Annotated in this window: 21 protein-coding genes; 14 read left to right on the top strand and 7 right to left on the bottom strand. The window is 72.8% G+C overall.

All coding sequences use genetic code 11. The features are described 5' to 3' along the window. The first annotated feature begins 230 nt into the window (after positions 1-230). Positions 231-656, top strand: coding sequence for an SRPBCC family protein (locus OIE69_RS16970; RefSeq protein ID WP_326572761.1), 426 nt, complete (start codon positions 231-233; stop codon positions 654-656). Here the strand turns inward: OIE69_RS16970 and OIE69_RS16965 are convergent. Next, positions 647-1,540 carry a L,D-transpeptidase family protein gene (locus tag OIE69_RS16965; protein WP_326572760.1) on the bottom strand — a complete coding sequence of 298 codons (894 nt, stop codon included), beginning with the start codon at positions 1,538-1,540 and terminating at the stop codon, positions 647-649. The two genes, OIE69_RS16970 and OIE69_RS16965, sit on opposite strands and share 10 nt — an antisense overlap. A 124-nt stretch (positions 1,541-1,664) precedes the next feature. On the opposite strand from OIE69_RS16965, the gene OIE69_RS16960 reads away from it, so the two are divergent. Continuing rightward, positions 1,665-3,245, top strand: coding sequence for an acyl-CoA mutase large subunit family protein (locus OIE69_RS16960; RefSeq protein ID WP_326572759.1), 1,581 nt, complete (start codon positions 1,665-1,667; stop codon positions 3,243-3,245). 1 nt (position 3,246) lies between these two features. Here OIE69_RS16960 and OIE69_RS16955 read toward each other — a convergent pair whose 3' ends face one another. Further along, positions 3,247-4,707: an FAD-dependent monooxygenase gene (locus OIE69_RS16955; RefSeq protein WP_326572758.1), complete on the bottom strand. Its 1,461-nt coding sequence runs from the start codon at positions 4,705-4,707 to the stop codon at positions 3,247-3,249. A 66-nt stretch (positions 4,708-4,773) separates the two neighbouring features. Here OIE69_RS16955 and OIE69_RS16950 point away from each other — a divergent pair, with 66 nt between their 5' ends. After that, positions 4,774-5,433 (top strand): TetR/AcrR family transcriptional regulator C-terminal domain-containing protein, encoded by a 660-nt coding sequence (locus tag OIE69_RS16950; protein WP_326572757.1) that lies wholly within the window; start codon positions 4,774-4,776, stop codon positions 5,431-5,433. A 97-nt stretch (positions 5,434-5,530) separates the two neighbouring features. Here OIE69_RS16950 and OIE69_RS16945 read toward each other — a convergent pair whose 3' ends face one another. Together OIE69_RS16945 and OIE69_RS16940 are read right to left on the bottom strand one after the other, a co-directional pair. Beyond that, positions 5,531-6,874, bottom strand: a complete 1,344-nt coding sequence (locus OIE69_RS16945; RefSeq protein ID WP_326572756.1) for a polysialyltransferase family glycosyltransferase — start codon at positions 6,872-6,874, stop codon at positions 5,531-5,533. Then, complete coding sequence (locus OIE69_RS16940; protein WP_326572755.1) at positions 6,874-7,854, bottom strand: glycosyltransferase family 2 protein; 981 nt, start codon at positions 7,852-7,854, stop codon at positions 6,874-6,876. Before OIE69_RS16940 ends, OIE69_RS16945 begins: the two co-directional genes overlap by 1 nt. A gap of 187 nt (positions 7,855-8,041) precedes the next feature. Between OIE69_RS16940 and OIE69_RS16935 the strand changes: the two genes are divergently transcribed. The 4 genes from OIE69_RS16935 to OIE69_RS16920 are packed head-to-tail and all read left to right on the top strand — an operon-like array spanning position 8,042 to position 12,737. Continuing rightward, on the top strand, positions 8,042-9,349 hold the full coding sequence (locus tag OIE69_RS16935; protein ID WP_326572754.1) for a DUF6716 putative glycosyltransferase: 1,308 nt from the start codon (positions 8,042-8,044) through the stop codon (positions 9,347-9,349). A 29-nt stretch (positions 9,350-9,378) separates the two neighbouring features. Further along, a complete protein-coding gene (locus OIE69_RS16930) occupies positions 9,379-10,665 on the top strand; it encodes an acylneuraminate cytidylyltransferase (RefSeq protein ID WP_326572753.1) in 1,287 nt (428 codons plus the stop codon). Continuing rightward, positions 10,662-11,618, top strand: a complete 957-nt coding sequence (locus OIE69_RS16925; protein ID WP_018561279.1) for an N-acetylneuraminate synthase family protein — start codon at positions 10,662-10,664, stop codon at positions 11,616-11,618. The genes OIE69_RS16930 and OIE69_RS16925 overlap by 4 nt, the downstream gene beginning before the upstream one ends. 3 nt (positions 11,619-11,621) lie before the next feature. Beyond that, positions 11,622-12,737 carry a hypothetical protein gene (locus OIE69_RS16920; protein WP_326572752.1) on the top strand — a complete coding sequence of 372 codons (1,116 nt, stop codon included), beginning with the start codon at positions 11,622-11,624 and terminating at the stop codon, positions 12,735-12,737. A 22-nt stretch (positions 12,738-12,759) separates the two neighbouring features. Here OIE69_RS16920 and OIE69_RS16915 read toward each other — a convergent pair whose 3' ends face one another. Genes OIE69_RS16915 through OIE69_RS16905 form a run of 3 tightly spaced genes read right to left on the bottom strand, consistent with a single transcriptional unit; the run spans position 12,760 to position 15,723 of the window. Next, on the bottom strand, positions 12,760-13,644 hold the full coding sequence (locus OIE69_RS16915) for a SecDF P1 head subdomain-containing protein (protein ID WP_326572751.1): 885 nt from the start codon (positions 13,642-13,644) through the stop codon (positions 12,760-12,762). Next, complete coding sequence (locus tag OIE69_RS16910) at positions 13,637-14,014, bottom strand: hypothetical protein (protein ID WP_326572750.1); 378 nt, start codon at positions 14,012-14,014, stop codon at positions 13,637-13,639. The genes OIE69_RS16915 and OIE69_RS16910 overlap by 8 nt, the downstream gene beginning before the upstream one ends. Then, positions 14,014-15,723, bottom strand: coding sequence for a hypothetical protein (locus OIE69_RS16905; protein ID WP_326572749.1), 1,710 nt, complete (start codon positions 15,721-15,723; stop codon positions 14,014-14,016). The genes OIE69_RS16910 and OIE69_RS16905 overlap by 1 nt, the downstream gene beginning before the upstream one ends. A 347-nt stretch (positions 15,724-16,070) precedes the next feature. On the opposite strand from OIE69_RS16905, the gene OIE69_RS16900 reads away from it, so the two are divergent. From OIE69_RS16900 to OIE69_RS16870, 7 genes are all read left to right on the top strand, one after another. Next, the gene (locus OIE69_RS16900) at positions 16,071-17,633 is read left to right on the top strand and encodes a glycosyltransferase (protein ID WP_326572748.1); all 1,563 of its coding nucleotides are present in this window, start codon (positions 16,071-16,073) and stop codon (positions 17,631-17,633) included. 298 nt (positions 17,634-17,931) lie between these two features. After that, positions 17,932-19,134, top strand: coding sequence for a M20 family metallopeptidase (locus tag OIE69_RS16895; RefSeq protein ID WP_326572747.1), 1,203 nt, complete (start codon positions 17,932-17,934; stop codon positions 19,132-19,134). A gap of 154 nt (positions 19,135-19,288) precedes the next feature. Further along, entirely contained in the window at positions 19,289-20,344 is a 1,056-nt protein-coding gene (locus tag OIE69_RS16890; protein ID WP_326572746.1) for a BMP family lipoprotein, read from the top strand. Positions 20,345-20,601: 257 nt separating this feature from the next. Next, positions 20,602-22,152: an ABC transporter ATP-binding protein gene (locus OIE69_RS16885; RefSeq protein ID WP_326572745.1), complete on the top strand. Its 1,551-nt coding sequence runs from the start codon at positions 20,602-20,604 to the stop codon at positions 22,150-22,152. After that, positions 22,149-23,264 carry an ABC transporter permease gene (locus tag OIE69_RS16880; RefSeq protein WP_326572744.1) on the top strand — a complete coding sequence of 372 codons (1,116 nt, stop codon included), beginning with the start codon at positions 22,149-22,151 and terminating at the stop codon, positions 23,262-23,264. Before OIE69_RS16885 ends, OIE69_RS16880 begins: the two co-directional genes overlap by 4 nt. Beyond that, positions 23,261-24,550: an ABC transporter permease gene (locus OIE69_RS16875; RefSeq protein WP_326572743.1), complete on the top strand. Its 1,290-nt coding sequence runs from the start codon at positions 23,261-23,263 to the stop codon at positions 24,548-24,550. Before OIE69_RS16880 ends, OIE69_RS16875 begins: the two co-directional genes overlap by 4 nt. Next, positions 24,547-24,969, top strand: coding sequence for a cytidine deaminase (locus OIE69_RS16870; protein ID WP_326572742.1), 423 nt, complete (start codon positions 24,547-24,549; stop codon positions 24,967-24,969). Before OIE69_RS16875 ends, OIE69_RS16870 begins: the two co-directional genes overlap by 4 nt. The last annotated feature ends 6 nt before the right edge of the window (positions 24,970-24,975 follow it).

The following is a 24,975-nucleotide window of genomic DNA, read 5'->3' as shown; positions in this document are numbered from 1 at the left end:
TCCGGGCTCTGCCCGTCCCCACCGGTCCGCACAAGGGCGCGGCGGGTCCGGGGTGTGACACTTTCGGCCTCCCGGGCGCTTTAACCAGTAGACCGACTGGTCATCGGTCGAGGGGTCGCCCGGTCCCCCCGTATCGGGCCCCCAACGAGGGACGTGGGCGGAGCGCTTTCCCCCCGCTCCGCCCGCGTCCTCACGTGGCGCCGCAGGGTCGGCGGCGTAGGGTCGACGACGTGATCTTCCGGATCGAGCGGCACTCCCCGCTCCCCGCCGCCGAGGCCTGGCGCCGGGTCACCGACTGGGAACGCCACGCCGCGCTGGTCCCGTTCACCACCGCCGTCGTCACGGGGGAGCGGTCGTTCACGGCGCGCACCGGCCTCGGGCGGGTGGCCGTCGACGACCCCATGGAGATCGTGCGCTGGGAGCCGCCGGACGCGGGCCGCCCCGGGCGGTGCCGGCTGGAGAAGCGCGGCCGGACCGTGCTCGGCTGGGCCGAGATCGAGGTGTGGCCGCGGCAGGACGGGGGCTCCCGCGTGGTGTGGCGCGAGGACCTGCGGGTGCGCCCGCTGCCGGGGGCGTTCGACCGGCCCACCGCGTGGGCCGGCCGACTGCTCTTCGGGCGGGCGCTGGACGGGCTCCTGGCCCGGGCTCACCAGTAGACGACGACCTTGTCCCCGACCCGCACCTGGTCGAAGAGCGCCGAGATCCTGCCGAGGTCGCGCACGTTGACGCAGCCGTGCGAGGCCCCCGCATAGCCGCGGGCCGCGAAGTCGGCGGAGTAGTGCACCGCCTGGCCGCCGCTGAAGAACATCGCGTACGGCATGGGCGTGTGGTAGATCGTCGACACGTGGTTCCGGCTCTTGGCGAAGACGCTGAAGGTGCCCTCGCGGGTGGGCGTGTACTGGGAGCCGAAGCGGACGTCCATCGCCGAGACGACCTTGCCGTTCACGACCCAGGCCAGGGTGCGGCTGGTCTTGCTCACGCACAGCACGCGGCCGGTCATGCAGCGCGGGTCGAGCTTCGCGACAGGGTTGCGGGTCGGCGGGTACATGGCGTCGCGCGTGGGCTGCCGGGTGACCGAGCGCAGCTTCGCCCAGGTCCTGTCGGTGACGGTGCCCGAGGCGGGCAGCTTGTTGCGGGACTGGAAGGCGCGCACCGCGGCGGCGGTGACGTCGCCGTAGTAGCCGGTGGGATTCTGGCCGAAGAGGCCGAGCTGCTTCAGCCGGGCCTGCAGTTCGCGCACCCGGGCGCTGTTGCTGCCCCGCGCGATGACGACGACCGCCCGGGGGGTGCGGTCGGCCTTCGGCTTCTTGGTGGCGGACGGCGAGGCCGTCGGCGAGGGGGAGCCGCTGCCCGGCGCCGCGCTCGGCGTCGCGCTCGGGCTCGCGGAGGGGCCCGCCGTGGAGCCGGAGGTGTCCTGTGCCGCGGAGGCCCTGGCCGTGGGCTCGCTCGCCTGGGCCGTGCAGCCGGCGAGGAGGGCCCCGGTGAGAAGCGCGGCGGCCGCGGCCGCCGCGCGTGATCTCGTGACGGATATGAGTGCCACTGCGTCCCCCTGGAGGTGAGTCGGTACCCCCTTTGACTGATTTCCCCGGCATGTAGTTGCACGGGCCAGGTCACGGTTCGCCGCACACTGAGGAAAGGGGGCCGAGTCGCTGGAGGCATGACGCATGGCACGCGAGTCCGAATCCGGTCTGCCGATCGAGCCCGTCTACGGCCCCGACGCCCTCGACGGCTGGGACCCGGGCGCACGGCTCGGTGAGCCGGGCGGCTACCCCTACACCCGCGGTGTCCACCCGACGATGTACACCACCCGGCCCTGGACGATGCGCCAGTACGCGGGCTTCGGCACCGCCGCCGAGTCCAACGCCCGCTACCGGCAGCTGATCGCCCACGGCACCACGGGCCTGTCCGTCGCCTTCGACCTGCCGACCCAGATGGGCCACGACAGCGACGCCCCCCTCGCCCACGGCGAGGTCGGCAAGGTCGGCGTGGCCGTCGACTCGGTCGAGGACATGCGGGTGCTGTTCGACGGCATCCCGCTGGACCGGGTCTCCACCTCGATGACGATCAACGCGCCCGCCGCCCTGCTGCTCCTGATGTACCAGCTGGTCGGCGAAGAGCAGGGGGTGCCCGCGGACCGGCTCACCGGCACGATCCAGAACGACGTGCTCAAGGAGTACATCGCCCGCGGCACCTACATCTTCCCGCCCAAGCCTTCGCTGCGGCTGGTCGCGGACCTCTTCCGCTACTGCCGGGCGGAGATCCCGCGGTGGAACACCATCTCCATCTCCGGCTACCACATGGCCGAGGCCGGCGCCTCGCCCGCGCAGGAGATCGCCTTCACCCTCGCCGACGGCATCGAGTACGTCCGCACCGCCCTCGCCGCGGGCATGGACGTCGACGACTTCGCGCCGCGGCTGTCCTTCTTCTTCGTCTCGCGCACGACCCTCCTGGAGGAGGTCGCCAAGTTCCGCGCCGCCCGCCGTATCTGGGCCCGCGTGATGCGCGAGGAGTTCGGGGCGCGGAACCCCAAGTCGCAGATGCTGCGCTTCCACACCCAGACCGCGGGCGTCCAGCTCACCGCGCAGCAGCCGGAGGTGAACCTGGTGCGGGTCGCCGTCCAGGGGCTGGCGGCGGTGCTGGGCGGCACGCAGTCGCTGCACACCAACTCCTTCGACGAGGCGATCGCGCTCCCCACCGAGAAGTCCGCCCGGCTCGCGCTGCGCACCCAGCAGGTCCTGGCATACGAGACCGACGTGACGGCGACCGTGGACCCCTTCGCCGGGTCCTACGTCGTGGAGTCGATGACCGACGAGCTCGAGACGGCGGCACTGGAGCTGATGGCGAAGGTGGAGGAGTTCGGCGGGGCGGTGAGCGCGATCGAGGGCGGCTTCCAGAAAGGTGAGATCGAGCGCAACGCGTACCGGATCGCCCGGGAGACCGACTCCGGGGAGCGGGTGGTCGTCGGCGTCAACCGCTTCCAGCTGGAGGCGGAGGAGCCGTACGAGCCGCTGCGCGTCGACCCAGCGATCGAGGCGGCGCAGGTGGAGCGGCTGGCCGCGCTGCGGGCCGGCCGCGACGGACGTGCCGTGGACGCGGCGTTGTCCGCGCTGCGGAAGGCCGCCGAGGGCACGGAGGACGTCCTGTACCCGATGAGGGACGCCCTCCGTGCCCGCGCGACGGTGGGCGAGGTCTGCGGCGCGCTCCGCGAGGTCTGGGGGACGTACGTCCCCTCGGACGTGTTCTGAGTCACCCGGCGAAGCGGGCGAGCCAGGCGGTCACGCGCTCCGGGGCGCGCGTGGCGAGGCCGACGTAGCCGTCCGGGCGGATCACGAACAGGCCTTCGCCGTAGGTGCGGTGGACCGCGCTCCCGGGCCCGGCGCGGTGCGCGAGGGCGAAGCCGGGCAGTGCCGCGGGCGGTTCGGCGCCGACGGCCAGCACCATGAAGTGAGGGCCGCGCAGGACGTCGAAGAGCCGCCTTTCGCCGGTGAGGGGTGCGTCGGGCGCGCGGTCCCCGGCCCGCAGGGTGTCCTCGGCGAGGCCCTCGCGGGTCTCGGCGGTGAGCGGGCCGTCGCGGTAGCCGAGACCGAGCTGGTGGACCTCGGCGCCCCGCTGGTTCATCGGCCGGCCCCGGCTGATGGTGCTGCGGTGCAGGTGGGTGCTCATGCCGAGGACGTCGGCGGCGACCGGCAGCCGCTCCTGCTCGTAGCTGTCCAGCAGCCCGGCCGCGGCGCCGTGCCGCAGCACCTGGCCGAGCTTCCAGCCGAGGTTGTAGGCGTCCTGGATGCCGGTATTGAGGCCCTGGCCGCCCGCGGGGGAGTGGATGTGGGCGGCATCCCCGGCGAGCAGGACCCGGCCCTCCCGGAAGCGCTCGGCCAGGGCGGCGCGCGGCCGGAAGTCGGAGCTCCACATGACCTCGAGCACGTCGTCGGCCGACAGGTGGGTGCGCCGCTCGACGGTCTTGCGCACGCCGTCCGGTGAGGTGTCGGGGCGCTCCGCGCCGGCCGGGTACGTCGCGACGAACTGGAAGTCCCGCTCGGTGCCGCCCATCGGGAAGGCGACGGCGCCGGTGTCGTCCGGGCCCCGCCACACGTGGGTGTGCTCGCGGTCCAGGGCGGTCAGCCGCACGTCGGCGACGAGCATCGGGGCGGGGTCGACCGTCTCGCCGTGCATGGCGATGCCCACGGCCCTGCGCACGGCGCTGCGCCCGCCGTCGGCGGCGACCAGGTACGCCGACCGCACGGTCGTGCCGTCGGCCAGTTCCGCGGTCACGCCGTCCGCGTCCTGGGTGAGGGCGGTGAGTCCGGCGCCGAAGCGGACGGATCCGCCCAGCTCGCGCAGCCGCGCGTACAGGATCTCCTGGGTGCGCCACTGGGGGACCATCCACGTCGCGCCGTAGGGGGCGGCGGGGGTGGCGGGCACCCGCTCGAACATCTCCCACTCGTGGACCGGGCGGCCGTCCTGCCAGACGCGGCCCTGCGGGTAGGGGCCGCCCGACGCGAGGAGGGACCCGACCACGCCGAGGTCGTCGAGCACCTCCAGCGAGCGGGGTTGCAGGCCCTTGCCCCGCGAGCCGGGGAACAGCCGGTCGGAGCGCTCCACGACGAGCGCGGGCACGCCGCGGCGGGCGAGGTCGATGCCGAGGGCGAGTCCGGTGGGGCCGGCGCCGACGATGAGGACGCCCGTTTCCTTAACGCTGTTAAGTGCCATGGCCCGAGAGTCCCCTTAACGGTGTTAAATTGTCAAGGGGTACCGGCTGACCGACAGGATGGACACGTGGCAGCGACGCGACTGGACTGCGACAAGGTGGTGGAGACCGCCCTCGGCCTGCTGAACGCCGAGGGGCTCGAAGGGCTGACCCTGCGCCGGCTCGCCAAGGAACTCCAGGTGCAGGCACCGGCCCTGTACTGGCACTTCGCCAACAAGCAGGCCCTGCTCGACGCCATGGCCACCCGCATGCTGCGGCAGATGCTGGAGCGCGGCATGGGTCAGGAGGTCCCCGGCTCCGACTGGCGGGACTGGATCGCCACCGCCTGCCGCGGGACCCGTCGGGCCCTGCTGGCTTACCGGGACGGCGCCAGGGTGTTCAGCGGCACGCACCTCACCGACGACAGCCACGCGGGCGCCCTGGAGCGCTACCTGGGCGCCTTCGTCGAGCAGGGGTTCCGCGTCGAGGACGCCGTCAACGCGTGGTTCACCGCGTACACCTTCACCATCGGCTTCGTGATCGAGGAGCAGGCCGTGCAGCAGCTGCCCGGCCGGCGCGACCCGCGCTACGACACCGACGAGCGGCAGGCCCGTCTCGGAGGGGAGTTCCCGCTGGTGGGCGAGGCCGGCCGGGAGATGTTCGACCACTACGACGCGCGCTTCGAGACCGGGCTGCGGATCCTCGTCGCGGGCATCGAGCGGACCCTCGCCCCGGACGGCGCGCGGTAGTCACCCACGCGGTCGTCATGGCCGATCGCCGGCACGTTGAGGGGCCGGCGCGGCGCTCCGCGCCGGCCCTCGTGGCCCCGGCCCCGCCCGCCCGGGGTCAGCGCCGGGACGCGACGCGCTTGATGCGCCGGGCGACCCTGCGCACGGCCGGGTTGTCCGGCAGGAAGGCCAGTTGGGAGGGCACCGCTCCCGGCAGTGCCAGCGACGCCAGCCGGCGCCGCCTGAAGTAGCGCCAGGTGCCGGCGTCCAGACTGTCCGTCAGGTAGCGGACCGCGTCGTCACGCAGGCGCGCGTACGTCTGGGGCTGCATGCAGTAGCCCACGGCGCGCACCAGGGGCGTCAGGTCGCGTGCGACCTGCTCCGCCGTCGGCGGCCGCCAGATCCGCGTCGCCTGCAGGTCCTCCAGGTCCGGCAGGAGGCGGTCGGCGATCGTGACGGGCACGCGGTTGCTGTTCGGGTACGGCGACAGCCGCTCCAGCACCAGTCCGGTGCCGACGCGCGCGACCGGCAGCCCGTACAGGGCGGACGCGGTGAACAGCGCGGTGGAGAAGCAGCCGGCGACCAGCCGCGGGCGGACCCGCAGGAAGAGCACCTCGGCCGGCTCCGACGCCCCGGCGACGGTCAGCTCGGCGCCCAGCGCCTCCGCCTCCCGCTCCAGCCGCCGCGACCAGTGCGCGGGCGCCGTCGGGTGCGGCTTGAAGACCACCGTCCGGTGCCCCGCCGCGACCGCCCCGCGCACCATGCCGACGTGCAGTTCCTCCTCCTCGGCGGCGGTGAGGATGTCCAGCGCCGACAGGTACTGGCCGAGCAGCAGGGCGCCGCCCCCGGGGAGCGGGGCCGGGGCCGCGTCGTGCTCGGCGATCTCCGCGAGGACCGCGGTGAAGGCGTCCGCGGGGACGAGCTCGGCCGGGACGTCGTGCTCCGACAGCAGCAGCGGCCGCAGCCCGGGGACCAGGTCCAGGTGCAGCACCCGGTCGACCCGGGTCGTGACCAGCGAATCCAGCCGGTCCCGGGTCGGGCCGTAGACCATCAGCCCGTCGGCGTACACCTCGACGGGCGCGCCCGGGAAGACGTTCACCAGCGCCAGGGCCGGCTCGACGTGCAGCGACTCGACGACCAGCTCGACCTCGTCCTCGCCGAGGTCCCACAGCCGCCGCAGATGGCGCTCCCACAGCGGTACGTCCTCGGGGCGGGGGGACCAGCCCGACGGGTGCAGCGGGGCGATCGTGTCGTTCCACGAGAGCACCCGGTCGAAGCGGCCGCGCAGCGCGCCGAAGCCCGGCGCGGTGTCCAGCGCCGGCGAGATCTCGGGTACGGGGGCGTTGTTGCTGACCAGCAGCAGCCTGCGGTCGGCCGGGGCGAACAGTCCTGCGTCCAGCGCGGCCGCCACCGTGGCGGCGCCGAACAGCGTCGACGCCAGGAACACCTGGGTACGGGACATCAGGCGGCCACCGCCCCGGCGACGCGAAGACGCCTGCGCGTCCGCCGCAGCAGCACGCTGCGCTTCATGTCCATCGAGTCCAGCACCTCGTTCAGGATCTCCTGCGGCATCCGCCTCAGGGCGGCCGCGCTCATCGCCTTCAGTCTGCGCGCGACCTGGGGCTCGTAGCGGCCCATGGCGCCCAGGTGGTGGGCGATCACGGCGCAGTAGGTGCGCACGGCCTTGGGAAGGAAGCGGTCCGCGTCGGGGTCCGCCGCGGTCTCGGCGAGGACCTGGTCGAAGGAGCGGACGAAGTCCAGCTGCCGGACGTCACCGATCTGCGTGAGCGAGGTGGCCACGCCGCGCCGGTAGAAGACGCCCAGCAGGCCGACCACCGCGAAGGACTCCGCCTCGCGGTGCAGCCGCCAGATCCACGGCCGGTCCTCGGCCGTGCGCAGCCCGTCGGGGAAGTGCAGCAGCCCCGCGTCGACCAGCCGCCGGTGGTAGATGCCGGCCCAGGCGTAGGGGTAGTCGACCGAGGTCGTGCGGTCGGCGGGGAGGATCGCCTCGCGCGGGTCGAGGGCGACCCCGCGGCGGCCGTGCGGCACCCGGGCGACCGTGCGCCTGCGCCCGTGCGAGACGACGTGGTCGGTGCGCACGAAGTCGGTGCCGAGGGTCTCGATCGCCTCCAGCAGGCGGGGCAGGTAGCCCTCGGCCAGCCAGTCGTCGCCGTCGAGGAAGGTCAGGTACTCGCCCCGGGCGGCGTCGATACCGGTGTTGCGGGCGGTGGCGAGTCCGCCGTTCCTCTCGTGGGAGACGAGTATCGCCCCGGGCAGGTCGGGCAGCGCGCGCTCGAGGATTCCCGGGGTGTCATCCGTTGCGCAGTCGTTCACGAGAATGAACTCGAAATCCGCGCGGGCGTTCGCGCGAAGGCTCCTCAACATGTCAGGAGCGAATGCCTGCACGTTGTAGAACGGGACGATGACGGAGAGCTTAACCACGTCGCGCACCCTATGGGCCGGCTCGTCCCCTGCTCTGACGCCTCCCCCACCCCGAGATGAACGGAAGATGGCTGATTCGTGAATCCGCCGCCCCGGGCGGCCGATTCTTCATTCGGCGGTGCGTTGTTAACCGTCCGTTGGCGTTGCGTTGGAGACCCGCTCGGAATGCATTCCTAGCGTCTGCGGCGTGCCAGCAAGTACCGCCGACCCGATCAGGGTCACCGTCCTCGCCGACTCGGACACCCGATGGAAATGGGGTGCGCTGACGGCGCGCCGCATCGCCCCGGAGGCGCGGCTCGACGCCCGCCTGCTCCGTGGCCGGGCGACTCCGACCGAGCGCCAGCTCGCCGAGGTCGGCATCCCCGCGGACTCGATGCGCGAGGTCACCGCGGCGCAGTTCCTGGCCGGGACCTCCCGCGACACCGCGGACGTCGTCGTGCTCTCCTGCGTCGGCGGCACCGTCCAGGCCATGCTGCACGGTCTCGCCCGCGCCTGGCAGGGCGCCCCCCGCCGTCCGGTCGTCGTCACCGGGTACGTCGGGGTCGTCTACGAGAAGCTCGCGGACGGGCTCCTGCTGCGGGCCGGCGCCGACGCGGTGCTCGCCAACAGCGCCCACGACGCGCAGCGCTTCCGCGAGGTCTACGGGGGTGTCGGCGCCGACGCCGGGACGGTCGTCGAGACCGCTCTGCCCTTCCTGGAGGGCACGCCCTACGAGCCCTCCGGGGACCGGCCGTTCACCGTGGTCTTCGCCGTCCAGCCCTCCGTGCCGGACAGCCGCAAGGACCGCACGTACCTGCTGCGCCGCGCGGTGGACCACGCGCGCTTCCACCCGGAGCGCGAGGTCCTGGTCAAGCTGCGCAGCAAGCCGGGTGAGCACACCACGCACATCGAGGAACAGCCGTACCAGAAGCTGGTGTCCAAGCTGGACCCGCCGAAGAACCTCAAGCTCGTCTACGGGCACATGGGCGAGGTCCTGGACCGCACCGACCTGCTGGTCACGGTGAGTTCGACGGCGGCGCTGGAGTCCATGCACCGCGGCATCCCCACGGCCGTCCTCACCGACCTGGGGATCCGCGAGGCGCTGGGCAACCACCACTTCCTCGGTTCCGGGGCCTACGCCTCCTGGGACCAGATCGACTCCGGCGAGGTGCCGAGGGTGCACCCCGAGTGGGCCCGCGCCCAGGGCATCGCCTCCGGCGGCGACCCCTTCCGGACCGTGCGCGAGCGCGTCACCGAACTGGCCGCCGCCCCCGAGCTCCCGCCGCTGGCGCCGTACTACACGACCGTCACCGCGCCCGGTTACCTGCCCGGAGTGCTCGCCCGCCACGGCCTCGACCCGAAGGGCGAGCCCCTGCCCGGCGCCGCGACCGAGCCCACCGAGTCCAGCGCCCTGCGCCGGACCGTGCGCGACATCGCGCGCAACTCCGCGCGCGCCGCGTACCGCCAGGGCGTGCAGCGCGTCGCGCCCGTGATCCGCAGGTGGGGTCAGCTGTGAACCCGCCCCCCAAGTCGCAAGGAGCCACCATGCCAACGGTGTTGGCCGTCATCCCCGCCCGCGGCGGCTCGAAGGGCGTACCCGGCAAGAACCTCGCCACGGTCGGGGGTGTGCCGCTGGTCGCCCGCGCCGTGCAGGCCTGCCGTGAGGCCGGGCTCGTCACCGACGTCGTGGTCTCCACCGACGACCCCGCCATCGCCGACGCGGCCCGCACCGCCGGCGCCGAGGTCGTCCTGCGCCCGGCCGCCATCGCCGGGGACACCGCGACCAGCGAGGCCGCGGTCCTGCACGCGATGGACGCGCACGAGGCGATGACCGGGCGCGGCGCCGACGTGGTGCTGCTCGTCCAGTGCACCAGCCCGTTCATCACCACCGAGGACGTCAACGGCGTGGCCGCCGCGGTCGTCGAGGACGGCGCGGACACGGCCGTGACCGTGGCCCCCTTCCACGGCTTCATCTGGCGCGACGCCGCCGACCAGATCGGTGCCGCCGCCGCGGCCGCCGACGAGGCCGCCGAGGGCGGCCGGTCCCGTACGACGGTGGCCGCCGCGACCGGCGGCTACGGCGTCAACCACGACAAGGCCCACCGCCCGCGCCGCCAGGACCGGCCGCAGGACCTGCTGGAGACCGGCGCCGCCTACGCGATGCGCGTCCCGGGCTTCCGCGAGGCGAGGCACCGCTTCTTCGGCCACACCGCGCTGGTGCGCACCGACCCCGCCAAGGTCCTGGAGGTCGACGAGCCGGACGACCTGGCCCGTGCCCGCGCCCTGGCCCCGCTGCTCGACCCCGCCACGGAGACCGCCACCGAGGCTCCGGCGCACCCGACCCGCGACGACGTCGACGCGGTCGTACTCGACTTCGACGGCACCCAGACCGACGACACGGTGCTGGTCGACTCCGAAGGACGCGAGGCCGTCACCGTGCACCGCGGTGACGGGCTCGGGATCGCCGCCCTGCGCGACAACGGACTGCCCGTCCTGATCCTGTCCACGGAGACCAACCCGGTCGTCGCCGCGCGGGCCCGCAAGCTCAAGGTCCCCGTGCTCCACGGCATCGACCGCAAGGACCTCGCACTCAAGCAGTGGTGCGAGGAGCAAGGAATCGCCCCCGAGCGGGTCCTGTACGTCGGCAACGACGTCAACGACCTCGGCTGCTTCGCGCTCGTCGGCTGGCCCACGGCCGTCGCCAACGCGCACGACATCGTCAAGGACGCCGCCCGCTCCGTCACCGCAACGCCCGGAGGACGCGGAGCCATCCGCGAGATCGCCTCGTGGATCCTCGGCCCCTCTCTTTCCCGAAGGGAACTCTCCCAGTGACCACCACCAACGCCCGCCTTCGTCCGATCGGCGACCGCCTGGTCGGCCCCGGCCAGCCCGTCTACGTCACCGGCGAGATCGGCATCAACCACAACGGCTCCCTCGAGGACGCCTTCGCCCTGATCGACGCGGCCGTGGAGGCCGGCGCCGACGGTGTGAAGTTCCAGAAGCGCACCCCGGAGATCTGCACTCCGCGCGACCAGTGGGACATCGAGCGGGACACCCCCTGGGGCCGGATGACCTACATCGACTACCGCCACAAGGTGGAGTTCGGTGAGGACGAGTACCGCGCGATCGACGAGTACTGCACCAAGAAGGGCATCGACTGGTTCGCCTCCCCGTGGGACGTCCCCTCGGTCGAGTTCCTGGAGAAGTTCGAGAACGTCCGGGTCCACAAGGTCGCCTCGGCCTCGCTCACCGACGACGAGCTGCTGCGCGCCCTGCGCGCCACCGGCAAGACGGTCATCCTCTCGACCGGCATGTCGACCCCGAAGCAGATCCGCCACGCGGTGGAGGTGCTCGGCAGCGAGAACATCATCCTGTGCCACGCCACGTCGACCTACCCGGCGAAGCACGAGGAGCTCAACCTGCGGATGATCAACACCCTGCAGAGCGAGTTCCCGAACGTGCCGGTCGGCTACTCGGGTCACGAGATCGGCCTGCAGACCACCCTCGCGGCCGTCGCCCTGGGCGCCGTCTTCGTCGAGCGTCACATCACCCTCGACCGTGCCAACTGGGGCTCGGACCAGGCCGCTTCCGTCGAGCCGCAGGGTCTGGACCGCCTGGTCCGCGACATCCGCATCATCGAGCAGGCGCTCGGCGACGGTGTCAAGAAGGTCTACGAGGGCGAGCTCGGCCCGATGAAGAAGCTGCGGCGCGTGCCCGGCGTCATCGCCGAGCAGGAGGCGGCCCAGGCCGCGGCCGCCGCCGAGCCCGAGACGGTGTCGGCCTGATCCATGGGCGACAGCGGCACTCTGGCACTCGTAGAGAGCCCCGTTCAGCTGCTCAACGTGCTGGAGTGGGCGCATGTTCACCCGCCCGCGGTGCCCACACCGCGGCCCGGGACGGCGAAGGCCGTCCCGGGCCCGGTGGCGCCGGGGCGGCCGCTCACCATCGTCGCCCTCGCCCCGCGTGACCCCATGACGCGAGGTCAGCTCCGCCGTATGACGGAACTGGCGATGGACGAGGGCATCACCGTGCGCTGGTGCGAGGCCCGCTCCTCCCGGGGCTCGCTGCTGCGCACCGCCGCCGAACTGACCCCGGCCCTGCGGGCCGCGGGGCGGGTCGTCCTCGGTGACCCCTTCTCCCGGCTGGTGCAGGTGCTCCTGCCGCTGAGCCGGACGAAGGAGATCACCGTCGTGGACGACGGCACGGCGACCATGGAGTTCACCGAACTCCTCGCCAAGGGTGCCCGGCTCGTCCGGTGGCACCGCAGCGGCCGCCGGCTGTCGCCGGCGGACGCGGCCTTCGGCGTCTTCGCCTCGGCCGCCCGGCGCCGCCTCACCCCAGGCGCCGGGCGGCGTGTCGAGCTGTTCAGCTCGATGCCCGCCTCACCTCCCCCCGGGATGGCGCTGCGGGCCAACCGCTTCGCCTGGACCCGGGCGCGGTTCGGCCCGCCCACCATCAGCGCCGGCACCGACATCGTCGGCACCTCCCTGGTGGAGACCGGGGTGGTCGACCCCGAGCGCTATCTGGCCGCCGTCGCCGCCCTGACCCGGGCGCACGGTGCAACCCGCTACTTCGCGCACCGCCGGGAGAGCGCCGAGAAACTGCACCGGCTGACCGCGGAGACCGGGCTGCAGATCGTCCGGCCCGATCTGCCGCTGGAACTGATCGCCCGCCGCGGCCCGATCGGCCACACGGTCCTGAGCTTCCCCTCCACGGTCGTGCACACCCTGCCGCTCGCCCTGGAGGGGACCGGCGTCAAGATCACCGTCTGCGACGTCGATCCGGAGTGGCTGACCGACCAGGCCTCGCCGCGGGCCCAGAGCTTCCTGTCCGGGATCACGGGCAGCGCCCGCGACCTGCACGGTCTGGCCTCGGTGGCCTCGGGCACGGCCCCGGCCAACTGAGGCCGGCCGGGCCCGCCGGGGGTCAGGGCGTCACGGAGGTGACCTCCATCTCCGTCGGCAGGCTGCCGCCGCTCAACTGGGCGGCCAGCCGGCCGGCGGAGCTGCGGGTGTAGTTGCCGGTGATCACGGCGGTGCCGCCGGTGATGGCCGAGCTGACCAGCGGCGCCGAGAGCACTCTGCCGTCCAGCACCATCGCGCACTGGTTGGCCGGGCTCAGCTGCGCCGCGAGGCGCCCGGTGAGGTCGGCGAACTTCCGCGCGCCGCCGCTGCCGAAGGTCAGCCGGATCTGCCATCCGGTGGTGTTCTGCGTGTCCAGCACGGCTTCCGCGTCACTGATCTCGGTGCCGCTCAGGGCGGCCGGGCCGAGCAGATACTTCGCCCAGGTGCCGCTCTCGGCCCGCTCGGCGCAGGCCACGGCCCACCGTGTGCCGCCCCGCTGGTGGTCGACCCGCTGGGCGGGCACCGAGCAGTCCAGGGCGGCGTACTCCGCGCTGCCGGGCACCGGGCCGGATCCGGAGCCGTCTCCGGGACCGGACGGTGGCGCGGATGTGCCGCCGCCGGAGGCCTCCACCAGCACCACCGGCCGGAAGACCAGGACCGCGGGTTTCCCCAGTGAGGCGATCGCCTGCTCGCTCCCTCCGCGCAGGGAGACGGTGACCCGCCCGGCGTCCGCCTTCACGGTGACGTCCTCGTAGCCGAAGCCCTCGGCACGCCGGCCCATGAGGTCGGCGATCTGCCGCAGCCGCGCCGCGTCCACGGGCTCGCGCGGGGTGAACACCGCCGTCGTACGGGGCCCTTCGGCGGACGCGCCCGAGCCCTCTCCCGGCAGCGAGCACCCCGCTGCCAGCGCGGCACAGCAGACCGCCAGCGCCGCCGTCCGCCGCCCGCGGCGTGGCCGCTCACCCACCGGTGATCGCCCGTACGCTCTCGTGGACCGCCGTGACCAGCCCGGTCAGCGCGGTGGCGTCGCCGACGAGGGCCCGCAGCCGGGTCAGGCGCTCGCCCACCCGTCGCCCGTCGACACCCTCCGCCTCCCCGGCCAGGAGGTCGTCCGCCAGGGCGTCGGCCTCCTCCCGGGCGGCCTGCGTGCCCTCCGACGCGTCCAGTCGCCGGCGCAGTTCGGCGATCGCGGCGAGCGCCGCACGCAGCGCCTCGGCGTCCGCGCCGTCCTTGCGCGCGTACGCCCCGCGCCCGGCGGCCAGGGCCGAGTCGCTGACCCGGGCGTCGCCCCCGATCACGATGCCGTGGTTGATTCGCGGAGCCGGATCCTGCGGCATCACTTCGCGCTCCCCTCGGCGCCCGCCCCGGCCGGGGCGGGCCGACCGCCGGTGGAGATCGCCGCGGCGCCGGAGCCCGCCGCGATGCTGCCGCTCATGGAGCCGCCGGTCATCATGATCCCCTGGTTCAGGATCACGTTGCGATGCTGCGTCAGATCCCCTCGCTCCAGGCGGTGTTCGGCGAGGAACTCGGAGAGCGTGCCGAGGATCTGCAGCTCGATCTGCTTGCCGACACGCGTGACGTCCACCTTCTGGAAGAAGTCGCGGTAGGCGTGCGAGGAGGCCAGCTCCCGCAGGCTGATCCGGGCCCCGAAGTCGTAGCGGCGGTCGTCCGTGATGGCCGTCCGCTGCGTCTGCAGGGCCCGTTCGCGCCGGGCCGAGGTGCGCAGCTCCGCGTAGGCGTTCGGGAGCGCGGACATCAGCACCGAGCGGCTGTGCAGCAGCGCGTCGGCGAGGCCGGGGGCGGCCTCCTCGGCCTCCTCGGGACGGGAGACGGAGTCGGCGACCCGGTAGGCCTCCCGGACAGGGGTCAGCACCAGGGTGTTGGCCTGCAGATACAGCGTCGCCCCGCTCACCGCCGTCTGGACGAGGACCGACAGCACCAGGTCCGTCCCCCAACTGCGCACCTGCGCGGCCAGGCAGTGCCGCACGGGGCCGTCGACGACGCCCCGGGCCGCCGCGATGCGCTCCGAGGAGAGCTGGTCGGCGGGCCTGCCCTCGGGCGGCCACCGGCCCGCGGCGCCGGGCCAGAACACGGCCTCGCCGAAGAGGGCGTTCTGCCGCAGTTCCGTGCCGTGGACGAAGACCTTCTCCGTGACCTCCAGGCCGGGGATCCGGTCCACCGGGGAGGCCGCGGCCGCGCGCAGGGCGTCCAGGTCGTCGGCCAGCCGGCGGACCAGCCCGGCCGTGTCGAAGGGCACCGGAGGCGGCTCCTGCCCGGAGCCCGGTTGGTGGCCCTCGGGGGTGAGCCGCATCGCGAAGGACCACGAGGTGACCTCGTCACCCGCCCCCACGAAGGGCCGGTAGCCGCTGTAGACGACCAGGTTCGCGTCACCGCCGACGGAGGACTGCGGCAGTCCCGCCGCCCCGGGGTCGCGGGGCGGCTCCTGCGCGGAGGAGCGGAAGGCCTCACGGGTCAGCTGCTCGCGGATGGCCTTCCACGCCGCGTTGCGCTGCTCCCAGGTGAGCAGCCACGGCCAGCCGACCAGCAGCACCAGCGTCAGCAGGAAGGTCACCACCGGTCCGGCGCTCGGCCAGAACGGCACCAGCGCACTCAGCCAGGAGGCCGCCAGCAGGACGGCGAGCTGCACCGCCAGGGCGCGCAGCACCGCCATGACGGCCGGGTCGCGCTGCCCCTCCCGGAGCCGGCGCCGCCTCGGCACCACCGAGCCCGTCTGCGCGCCGCCGCCGGGAAGGAAGGACGTGGCGAACCAGTAGGCGAGCGTGGCCACCGGGGAGACCAGCAGCGACAGGAGGAAGGCGGCGCCGACGGCCAGATCCCGTTTGCGCAGGTCGCGCAGGGTCTGCTCGGCGTGCGCGCCGACCCGGTCGAGGTCGACGCCGTAGGACGGGGCGCAGGCCCGGTAGCGCTCGTGCCGCAGCTCGTGCACCACCCGGCGCGCGAAGCCCTCGTCCAGGCGCGCCCCCGCGCACATGTACCGGGTCGACGCGCTCCAGTCCTCCTCGGCCCCGTACGGCGCCGCAGGCACCCCCCGCGGTGTCCGCGCGCCGCCCGGCGCGTGCGCGGGGCGGGGCGGCGGTACCGCGGCCGCACTCCCGTCGTCCGCGCCGTACGCCTCCGTGTCCCCGGTGGCCCCCGTGTTCCCGGCGCCCGGGTATCGCGATGTCACACGCCCCACCCCATTTCCCCTCGTCACACCAGTCTGGAGGCCGGTGACGAACTCCCGAAAGGCGTGGCAAGGGGGAAAACCGGCCGCGCCGGGGCGCGTTGAAGTGCGGGGGCGCGCAGGAGCGCGCGGGCCGGCGGCCGGTGTCGTTCCGCTCTCCGCAAGATCCACTTCACCGAGCGGCCACCCGAACCCGGTTGTCTTGACCCATGGCAACGGCACCGAGGTCCGCGCCGCGCATCGCGGTCCTCGCGGACAGCGCGCTCGACGGTGACTCCCGGGCGCACCGTGTGGCGGTGGCGGCGGTCGCCGCGGGGTACGAGGTCACGCTCATCGGCCGCGCCGCCGAGGGGCCGGCCGGCGCGACCGGCACCGCGCCCGCGGGCGTGCGGCTGCTCCGCGTCACCGTCGCCGAGACGCTCCACCGCAGGCGGCTGCAGCGCCCCCGTCCGGGCCCGCGGCACGTCCTCGCCTACCGCAGCGCCGATACGCACGCCTTCCGCAACGCGCTGCTCGCCGCCCACGCGGCCCTGCTGGCCTCCCGCGGGGCCGAGCTGGACGTGATCCACCGCCCTTTACCGCTGAAGGCCGGCGCCCGCCTGGTCCACGCGGGCGGCCGGTTCCGGCACGTGCTGCGCCGGGCCTGGACGGCGCTGCGTTCGGCGCAGTACCGCGCCGCGGTCCACCGCCGCGCCACCCCCGGCGGAGCCCTCGAAAGCGCCGCCGCCACCGCGACCCGGCTACTGCTCGGCAAGCGCTGCTGGCGCCGGCTCGACCCGCTCCTGCTCGACCTGGAGATCGCCTACGGCCCGGTGCTCGACGAACTGCGCCCGCACCTCGTGCACGCCCTCGGCCACCGCACCCTGGGCACCGCCGTGCGGGCCGCGATGCGCGCCGAGGGAACCGGCCACCGGGTGGAGGTGGTCTGGGACACCACCGCCGAGGCCGAGGCCTCCCGCCGTGCCGCCGTCGCCCGCGACGCCCACGAGCGCAGTTACGCGCCGCTCACCGACGGCGTCGTCACCGTCGCCGACACCTATGCCGACCGCCTCCGCGAGCGCCACGGGCTGCCCGCGCGCCCCGCGGTGGCCCGCAACACCCCGCCGTACGAGCCGCTGCCCTCCCCGCCGCCGCCCGGGGTCCGCGACCGCTGCCGCCTCGCCCCCGAGGTCCCGCTGCTGGTCCACAGCGGATCCGCCGGCCCCGCCCGCGGCCTGCTCACGGTCGTCGACGCGCTGCCCAAGCTGTACGACCTGCACGCCGCGCTGATCGTCCCCGACCCCGAGGACCCCTGGATCCGCACCCTCGCCGGCCGCGCCGCCGAGCTGGGCGTGGCCCGCCGGCTGCACGTGCTGCCGTACGTGCCGCCCGCCGAGATCCCGCGCTTCCTGTCCTCGGCGGACATCGGCGTGCTCCCCGTGCACCGGCTCCCCGACCGGCAGGTCGCGCTCCCGGCCCGCTACTTCGAGTACGCGCACGCCCGGCTGCCCGTGGTGGTCAGCGACGTCCGCGTGCTGGCCCGCCCGACCCTGGAGATCGGCAACGGCGAGGTCTTCCGCTGCGGGGACACCGCCGACTTCGTCCGGGCCGTCGGCGCCGTGCTCACCAACCCGCGCCGCTACCGCAAGGCGTACGAACGCGGGGACGTCCTGCGCGAGTGGTCCTGGCAGCAGCAGGCCGAGCCGCTCATCGACCTCTACGCGCGCCTTCTGGGCCCGCGCCGCCCCTCCCCGGAGCTGTCCGCCCCCGACGCCCCCGTCGCCCTGGCCTGAGTCCACCGGCCAGGGAGGTCGGCCGCCCGCACCCGCTACTCGCCTGGGCCGTTCCGGGCCGCTCACAGAGCGTTGCCTCGCGGCCGGGCGATCGTTGGGCCACTATGGAGTGGCGAGGGATAAACCAGGTTCTTACCCCTGTACGGGGCGGGGTACGCGCCGAACGGGGGAGTTTTTCTTCCTCGCGCGGCATGAATTTACGGCGATCTAGCGATCGGGAGTACAGATGCGGTCTAGCCTGTCGGAGGTGAACGACTCAGCCTCCGAACCCTCCGAACCGTCCGAAAATCCCGTGCCAGTGGCGCCCACGGTTCCCGCCGCACCCGAAGGTGCGCTGCTGGGGGTGGTGCCCGAGCGGCTGCGGGCCGAACTCGTGGCGTTCCGGCGGGACCTGCACATGAACCCCGAGCTGGGCCGGCAGGAGTTCCGTACCACCGCCGCGGTGAAGGCGCGCCTGGAGCAGGCCGGTCTCAAGCCCCGTGTGATGCCGGGCGGCACCGGGCTGCTGTGCGACATCGGCGCCACCGACCCCGAGCGTCCGCGGCTGGCGCTGCGCGCGGATCTGGACGCGCTTCCGATCCCGGACACCAAGCGCGTGGAGTACCGCTCGACCGTGCCCGGCCGGACGCACGCCTGCGGCCACGACGTGCACACCACGGTGGTGCTCGGCGCCGGCCTGGTACTGGCGGAGCTGGAGCGCGAGGGCAGGCTGAGGCGTCCGGTGCGGCTGGTGTTCCAGCCGGCCGAGGAGGTCATGCCGGGCGGCGCGCTGGACGCCATCAAGGCGAAGGCGCTGGACGGCGTGGGCCGGATCCTGGCCCTGCACTGCGACCCGAAGGTCGAGGTCGGGCGGATCGGGCTGCGGCAGGGGCCGATCACCTCCGCCGTCGACCGGCTGGAGCTCTCCCTGGACGGCGCGGGCGGCCACACGGCCCGCCCCCACCTCACCACCGACCTGGTGACGGCCGCCGCCAAGATGGCCACCGAGCTGCCGGCCGTGCTGGCCCGCCGGATCGACCCCCGTGCCGGGATGAGCATCGTGTGGGGCCGCATCGAGGCCGGCCACGCCGCCAACGTCATCCCGCAGCACGCCGAGCTGGAGGGCACGGTCCGCTGCCTGGACCTGAACGCCTGGCACGAGGCCCCCGACCTGGTCCACGAGGTGATCGACCAGGTTGCCGCGATGTACCGGGCGAAGTGGGAGCTGACCTACCACCGCGGGGTGCCGCCGGTGGTGAACGAGGCGGACTCGACCGAGCTGCTGCGCGACGCCATGACGGCCCGTTACGGCGCGCACACGGTCGAGGACACGGAGCAGAGTCTCGGCGGCGAGGACTTCTCCTGGTACCTGGAGCAGGTTCCGGGCGCGCTGGCGAGGTTGGGCGTACGGCCCGTTGGGGACACGTCAAAGCGTGATCTGCATCAAGGTGACTTCGACGTCGACGAGGGCGCGATCAAGGTCGGCGTGGAGCTCTTCACCTCCGCTGCGCTGCTGGCATGACGGTGGGTGACCCGGCCGACACGGCCGGGTCACCTGGCCGAAATGCGACGATCCGATAACGGGCGGCCAACCCCCCTTTACCTGACATCTACGCGCGTTAAGCTCCGGTTAAGCCAGCGCCGGACGGGGCGCTCAGAGTTGAAGGGGTACCCTCTTGCGCCGGGTAACCAAGATCGCCGCCGCGGGTATAGCCTCCGCGGCTCTCGCGCTCACTGCGACCGCTTGCGGCAGCAGCTCCAAGGACAGTGACACCACCAGTGGCGGCAGCGACAGCAGCAAGCTGAAGGTCGGCGTCGCCTACGACGTGGGTGGCCGTGGTGACCACTCGTTCAACGACTCCGCCGCCGCGGGCCTGGACAAGGCCAAGGCCGACTTCGGCGTCGAGGTGAAGGAGCTGACCGCCAAGACCTCGGACACCGAGGCCGACCGCGAGCAGCGCCTGGAGGACCTGGCCGACGCGGGTTACAACCCGGTCATCGGTGTCGGCTTCGCGTACGCCGAGTCCATCACCGCCGCGGCCAAGAAGTACCCCAAGACGACCTTCGCGATCGTCGACTCGGTCGTCGACGCCAAGAACGTCGACAGCATCGTCTTCACCGAGGAGCAGAGCTCCTACCTCGCCGGTGTCGCCGCCGCCCTGAAGACCAAGGACAACAAGGTCGGCTTCATCGGTGGCGTGGACATCCCGCTGATCAACAAGTTCGAGGCCGGTTTCCGCCAGGGCGTGGAGGAGACCAACCCGAAGATCAAGGTCACCACCCAGTACCTGACCCCCGGCTCGGACCTCTCCGGCTTCTCCGACCCCGCCAAGGGCAAGGCCGCCGCGCAGGGCATGCTGGACAACGGCATCGACGTGATCTACTCCGCCGCCGGCTCCTCTGGCAACGGCGCCATCGAGGCCGTCGCCGGCAAGTCCGGCGCCTGGGCGATCGGTGTCGACTCCGACCAGCACGAGCAGCCGGGTCTGGCCAAGTACAAGGACTCGATCCTGACCTCCGCGCTGAAGAACGTGAACGTCGCTGTCTACGACGCGGTCAAGTCCGTCAAGGACGGTGCCCCGCTGACCGGCACCCACGCCTACGACCTGGCCAAGGACGGTGTCGGCCTGTCCACCAGCGGTGGCTTCATCGACGACATCAAGTCTCAGCTGGACGAGGCCAAGAGCAAGATCGTGAGCGGCGACATCAAGGTCAAGACGACCGTCAAGTGACGTCCGGTCTCTCATGAGCGCCGGGCGCGAGGCTCGGGAGGGGACAGCCCAGGCTCCCCCCCTCCCGGGCCTCGCGCCTGCGTTCAGCCGGGTGTCGCGCACGCGGTATCCGTTGTGACTCATCCCCTTATGGATCTGGCAACGCTACGCGTGTAGAAGCCCATCCTCGCGATACGTTCGCCACACCCCGCCCACCCCGCTCTTTTCCGCGAGGAGAGTGCGCCATCGACGCGTCCAGCCCCCCCAGCCAGAATGCCGTGGAGCTCCGCGGCATCACCAAGCGATTCCCAGGCGTCGTGGCCAACCACGACATCGACATCACGGTTCGCCGTGGCACGGTGCACGCCCTCGTGGGCGAGAACGGCGCCGGCAAGTCGACGCTGATGAAGATCCTCTACGGCATGCAGAAGCCGGACGAGGGCACCATCACCATCGACGGCGAGCGGGTCACCTTCCACGACCCGGGCGACGCCATCGCCCGCGGCATCGGCATGGTGCACCAGCACTTCATGCTCGCCGACAACCTCACCGTCCTCGAGAACGTCGTCCTCGGCAGCGAGAAGCTGTACGGCATCGGCGGCAGGGCCCGGGCGAAGATCAAGGAGATCTCGGACGCCTACGGCCTCGGGGTGCGCCCGGACGTCCTGGTGGAGGACCTCGGTGTCGCCGACCGTCAGCGCGTCGAGATCCTGAAGGTCCTCTTCCGCGGCGCCCGTACGCTGATCCTCGACGAGCCGACCGCGGTCCTCGTCCCGCAGGAGGTCGACGCGCTCTTCGACAACCTGCGCGAGCTCAAGGCCGAGGGCCTGACGGTCATCTTCATCTCCCACAAGCTGGGCGAGGTGCTCTCCGTCGCCGACGAGATCACCGTCATCCGCCGGGGCACCACGGTCGGTTCCGCCGACCCGGCGACCACGACCCCCAAGCAGCTCGCGGAGCTGATGGTCGGCAGCGAGCTGCCGTCCCCCGAGACCCGCGAGTCCACGGTCACCGACGTCCCGATGCTGACCGTCGACGGTCTGCACCTGTCGGAGACCGACCTGGAGGGCATCGAGCGCGTCGTCCTGGACCGGATCTCCTTCACCATCCACAAGGGCGAGGTCCTCGGCATCGCGGGTGTCGAGGGCAACGGCCAGGCGGAACTCGTCGAGGCGATCATGGGCATCCTGCCGCCCGACGCGGGCCGGATCGGCCTGGACGGCGACGAGATCACCCAGCTCCCGACGCGCAGGCGCCGCGAGGGCGGCATCGGCTACATCCCGGAGGACCGGCACCGGCACGGCCTGCTGCTGGAGGCCCCGCTCTGGGAGAACCGCATCCTGGGCCACGTCACCGAGCGCCCCAACAGCAAGGGCGGCTTCCTCGACCCGGCCGCGGCCCGCCGCGACACCGAGCGGATCGTGCGCGAGTACGACGTCCGCACCCCCGGCATCGAGGTGACCGCCGCGTCCCTGTCCGGAGGCAACCAGCAGAAGCTGATCGTCGGCCGCGAGATGAGCCACCGGCCCAAGCTGCTGATCGCCGCGCACCCCACCCGGGGCGTGGACGTCGGCGCCCAGGCGCAGATCTGGGACCAGATCCGCGAGGCCCGGCGCGAGGGCCTGGCCGTACTGCTGATCTCCGCCGACCTGGACGAACTGATCGGCCTGTCCGACACCCTGCGCGTCATGTACCGCGGCCGCCTGGTCGCCGACGCCGACCCCGCCACCATCACCCCGGAGGAGCTGGGCTCCGCGATGACCGGCGCGGCCGCCGGCCATCTCGAGCACGAGGACGGCGACACCGGCCACGGGGGAGAGGACCGATGAAGAAGATCGACAAGGAGCGCGTGCTCCTCGGCATCGCCGCCCCCGTGCTGGCGCTCGTGGCCGCGTTCGTGATCACGGCGCTGGTGCTGCTCGCCACGGGCAAGGAGCCGTTCGGCGCCTTCGGGACGATGTTCGACTACGGCTTCAAGAGCGACAGCCAGGTCGAGATCATCAACAAGGCGACCACGTACTACATCGCGGGCATCGCGGTCGCCGTCGGCTTCCGCATGAACCTGTTCAACATCGGTGTCGAGGGCCAGTACCGCCTGGGCGCCTTCTTCGCCGCGGCCGTCGGCGGCGCGGTGTCGCTGCCGGGCTTCCTGCAGATCCCGCTGATCATCGTGGTCGCCATGACCGTCGGCGCGATGTGGGCCGGTATCGCGGGTGTGCTGAAGACCTCGCGCGGGGTCAGCGAGGTCATCGCGACGATCATGCTGAACGCGATCGCCCTGTCCATCGTCGGCTACCTGCTCAAGGACGGCCGGCTCGGCCACCTCGACAAGGCGCAGACCTCGGTGTCGACCACGCCGCTGCCCTCCTCCGGCCACCTGTTCAACTTCGACATGGGCGAGGACATCGGCCAGATCTACGGCTTCGTCGTGCTCGCCGTGATCATCGGCGTCGGCTACTGGTTCGTGCTGGGCCGCACTCGCTTCGGCTTCGACCTGCGCAGCGTCGGCCTGTCCGAGAGCGCCGCCACCGCCAGCGGCGTCAGCGTCAAGCGCATGGTGGTCACCAGCATGCTGATCTCCGGCGGCCTGGCCGGTCTCACCGGCCTGCCGCTGCTGCTGAACGACACCCACGCCTACGGCGCCGACCTCTTCCCGGCCGGCATCGGCTTCACCGGCATCTCGGTGGCCCTGCTCGGCCGCAACAACCCGGTCGGCGTCGCGCTGGCCGCGCTGCTGTGGGGCTTCCTGGAGCGCGGCTCGGGGCGCCTGGAGTTCGAGGGCTACGACAAGGAGATCGTCGGCGTGATGCAGGGCGTCATCGTCCTGAGCGTCGTCATCGCCTACGAGGTGGTCCGCCGCTACGGCCTCAAGCGCCAGCAGCAGAAGGTCGGCGAGGAGCTCGCCGCCCAGGCCCGCACCAAGAAGGAGGTGACGGCGTGACCGCCACGACGACCCAGACCCCGCCGCCCGCGGCTCCCAAGGCCCCAGGGGCCAAGGGCCGCAAGGGCCGCCTCTCCTTCCCGGTGATCCTGCTGATCATCGCCGCCGCGATCGCGCTGGTGTCGGTGGTGCGGATCATCACCGGCCAGGACCAGCTCACCGCCCAGGGCCAGATCACCGCCGCGCTCGGCCTCGCCGTGCCGATCGGCCTGGCCGGTCTGGCCGGCCTGTGGTCCGAGCGGTCCGGCGTGGTCAACATCGGTCTCGAGGGCATGATGATCCTCGGCACCTTCTTCGGCGCCTGGGCCGGCTGGCAGACCAACCCGTGGATCGGCGTCCTCGCCGGTGTCGTCGGCGGTGCGCTCGGCGGCCTGATCCACGCGGTCGCCACCGTCACCTTCGGCGTCGACCACATCATCTCCGGTGTGGCCATCAACATCCTGGCGCTCGGTGCCACCCAGTACCTCGCCAAGCTGTGGTTCTCCACCGGCGACGCGGCCACCAAGGGCGGCAACCCCAAGCAGTCCCCGCCGGTCGACTCCCTGCCGTCGTTCGACATCCCCGGGCTGTCCGACGGGCTGTCGAGCATCGAGAAGCACGGCTGGTTCTTCGTCTCCGACCTCGCCGGCATCCTCGGCGGCCTGGTCACGGACGTGTCCGCGCTGACGCTCGTCGCGGTGGTGCTCTTCGTCGGCAGCTTCTTCCTGCTGTGGCGCAGCCCGTTCGGCCTGCGGCTGCGCTCCTGCGGTGAGAACCCGGTCGCGGCCGAGTCGCTCGGCGTCAACGTGTACCTGTACAAGTACATCGCCGTGATCGCCTCCGGCGGTCTCGCCGGCCTCGGCGGCGCCTTCCTGGCGATGGTGCCCGCGCACATCTACCTCGAGGGCCAGACCGGCGGCCGCGGCTACATCGGCCTCGCCGCGATGATCTTCGGCAACTGGCGCGTCGGCGGCCTCGCCACCGGCGCCGGGCTCTTCGGCTACTCCGACGCGCTCCAGCTGCGCAACGGCGGCCCGACGGTGCACGCGCTGCTGCTGCTCCTGGTGGTCCTGCTGGTGCTGCTGGCCGCCTGGAAGCTGTGGAAGCGGAGCTTCTGGCAGGGCGGCGTCAGCCTCGTCGTCGGCGCGCTGGTGCTGGCCTGGTACCTGTTCACCGACGAGGTGCCCGGCGAGTTCGTGGGCGCGACCCCGTACGTCGTCACCCTGCTGGTGCTCTCCCTGTCGGCACAACGTCTGCGGATGCCCAAGGCTGACGGTATGAGGTACCGGAAGGGCCAGGGCAAGTGAGCGACACCGCGGGCCGGGTCGGCGTCGACGACGTCGACTGGGAAGGCCTGCGGGCGCAGGCCCGGGACGCCATGTCCCGGGCCTACGTCCCGTACTCCCACTTCCCCGTCGGCGCGGCCGCGCTGGTGGACGACGGGCGGGTCATCTCGGCGTGCAACGTGGAGAACGCCAGCTACGGCCTCGGCCTGTGCGCCGAGTGCGGCCTGGTGTCGACCCTGCACGCCACCGGAGGCGGCCGGCTCGTCGCCTTCACCTGCGTCGACCGCAAGGGCGACCAGCTGATGCCGTGCGGCCGCTGCCGTCAGCTGCTGTGGGAGCACGGCGGCCCCGAACTGCTGGTGGAGATGTCCGACGGCATCCGCACGATGCGCGACGTCCTCCCCGACGCGTTCGGCCCGGACGACCTGATCAATCGCTAAGAAGGT

The sequence above is a fragment of the Actinacidiphila glaucinigra genome (assembly GCF_035918135.1).
Classification (GTDB): Bacteria; Actinomycetota; Actinomycetes; order Streptomycetales; family Streptomycetaceae; genus Actinacidiphila; species Actinacidiphila glaucinigra.
Note: the sequence above shows the minus strand (reverse complement) of the source record. Positions and strands in the feature narration are given on the sequence as shown.

What these genes read in the sequence shown, in the direction of transcription:
- OIE69_RS16960 (WP_326572759.1), top strand. Translation starts at nt 1,665, where the DNA reads ATGGCACGCGAGTCCGAATCCGGTCTGCCGATCGAGCCCGTCTACGGC.
- OIE69_RS16955 (WP_326572758.1), bottom strand. Translation starts at nt 4,707, where the DNA reads ATGGCACTTAACAGCGTTAAGGAAACGGGCGTCCTCATCGTCGGCGCC.
- OIE69_RS16945 (WP_326572756.1), bottom strand. Translation starts at nt 6,874, where the DNA reads ATGTCCCGTACCCAGGTGTTCCTGGCGTCGACGCTGTTCGGCGCCGCC.
- OIE69_RS16930 (WP_326572753.1), top strand. Translation starts at nt 9,379, where the DNA reads ATGCCAACGGTGTTGGCCGTCATCCCCGCCCGCGGCGGCTCGAAGGGC.
- OIE69_RS16920 (WP_326572752.1), top strand. Translation starts at nt 11,622, where the DNA reads ATGGGCGACAGCGGCACTCTGGCACTCGTAGAGAGCCCCGTTCAGCTG.
- OIE69_RS16910 (WP_326572750.1), bottom strand. Translation starts at nt 14,014, where the DNA reads ATGCCGCAGGATCCGGCTCCGCGAATCAACCACGGCATCGTGATCGGG.
- OIE69_RS16900 (WP_326572748.1), top strand. Translation starts at nt 16,071, where the DNA reads ATGGCAACGGCACCGAGGTCCGCGCCGCGCATCGCGGTCCTCGCGGAC.
- OIE69_RS16880 (WP_326572744.1), top strand. Translation starts at nt 22,149, where the DNA reads ATGAAGAAGATCGACAAGGAGCGCGTGCTCCTCGGCATCGCCGCCCCC.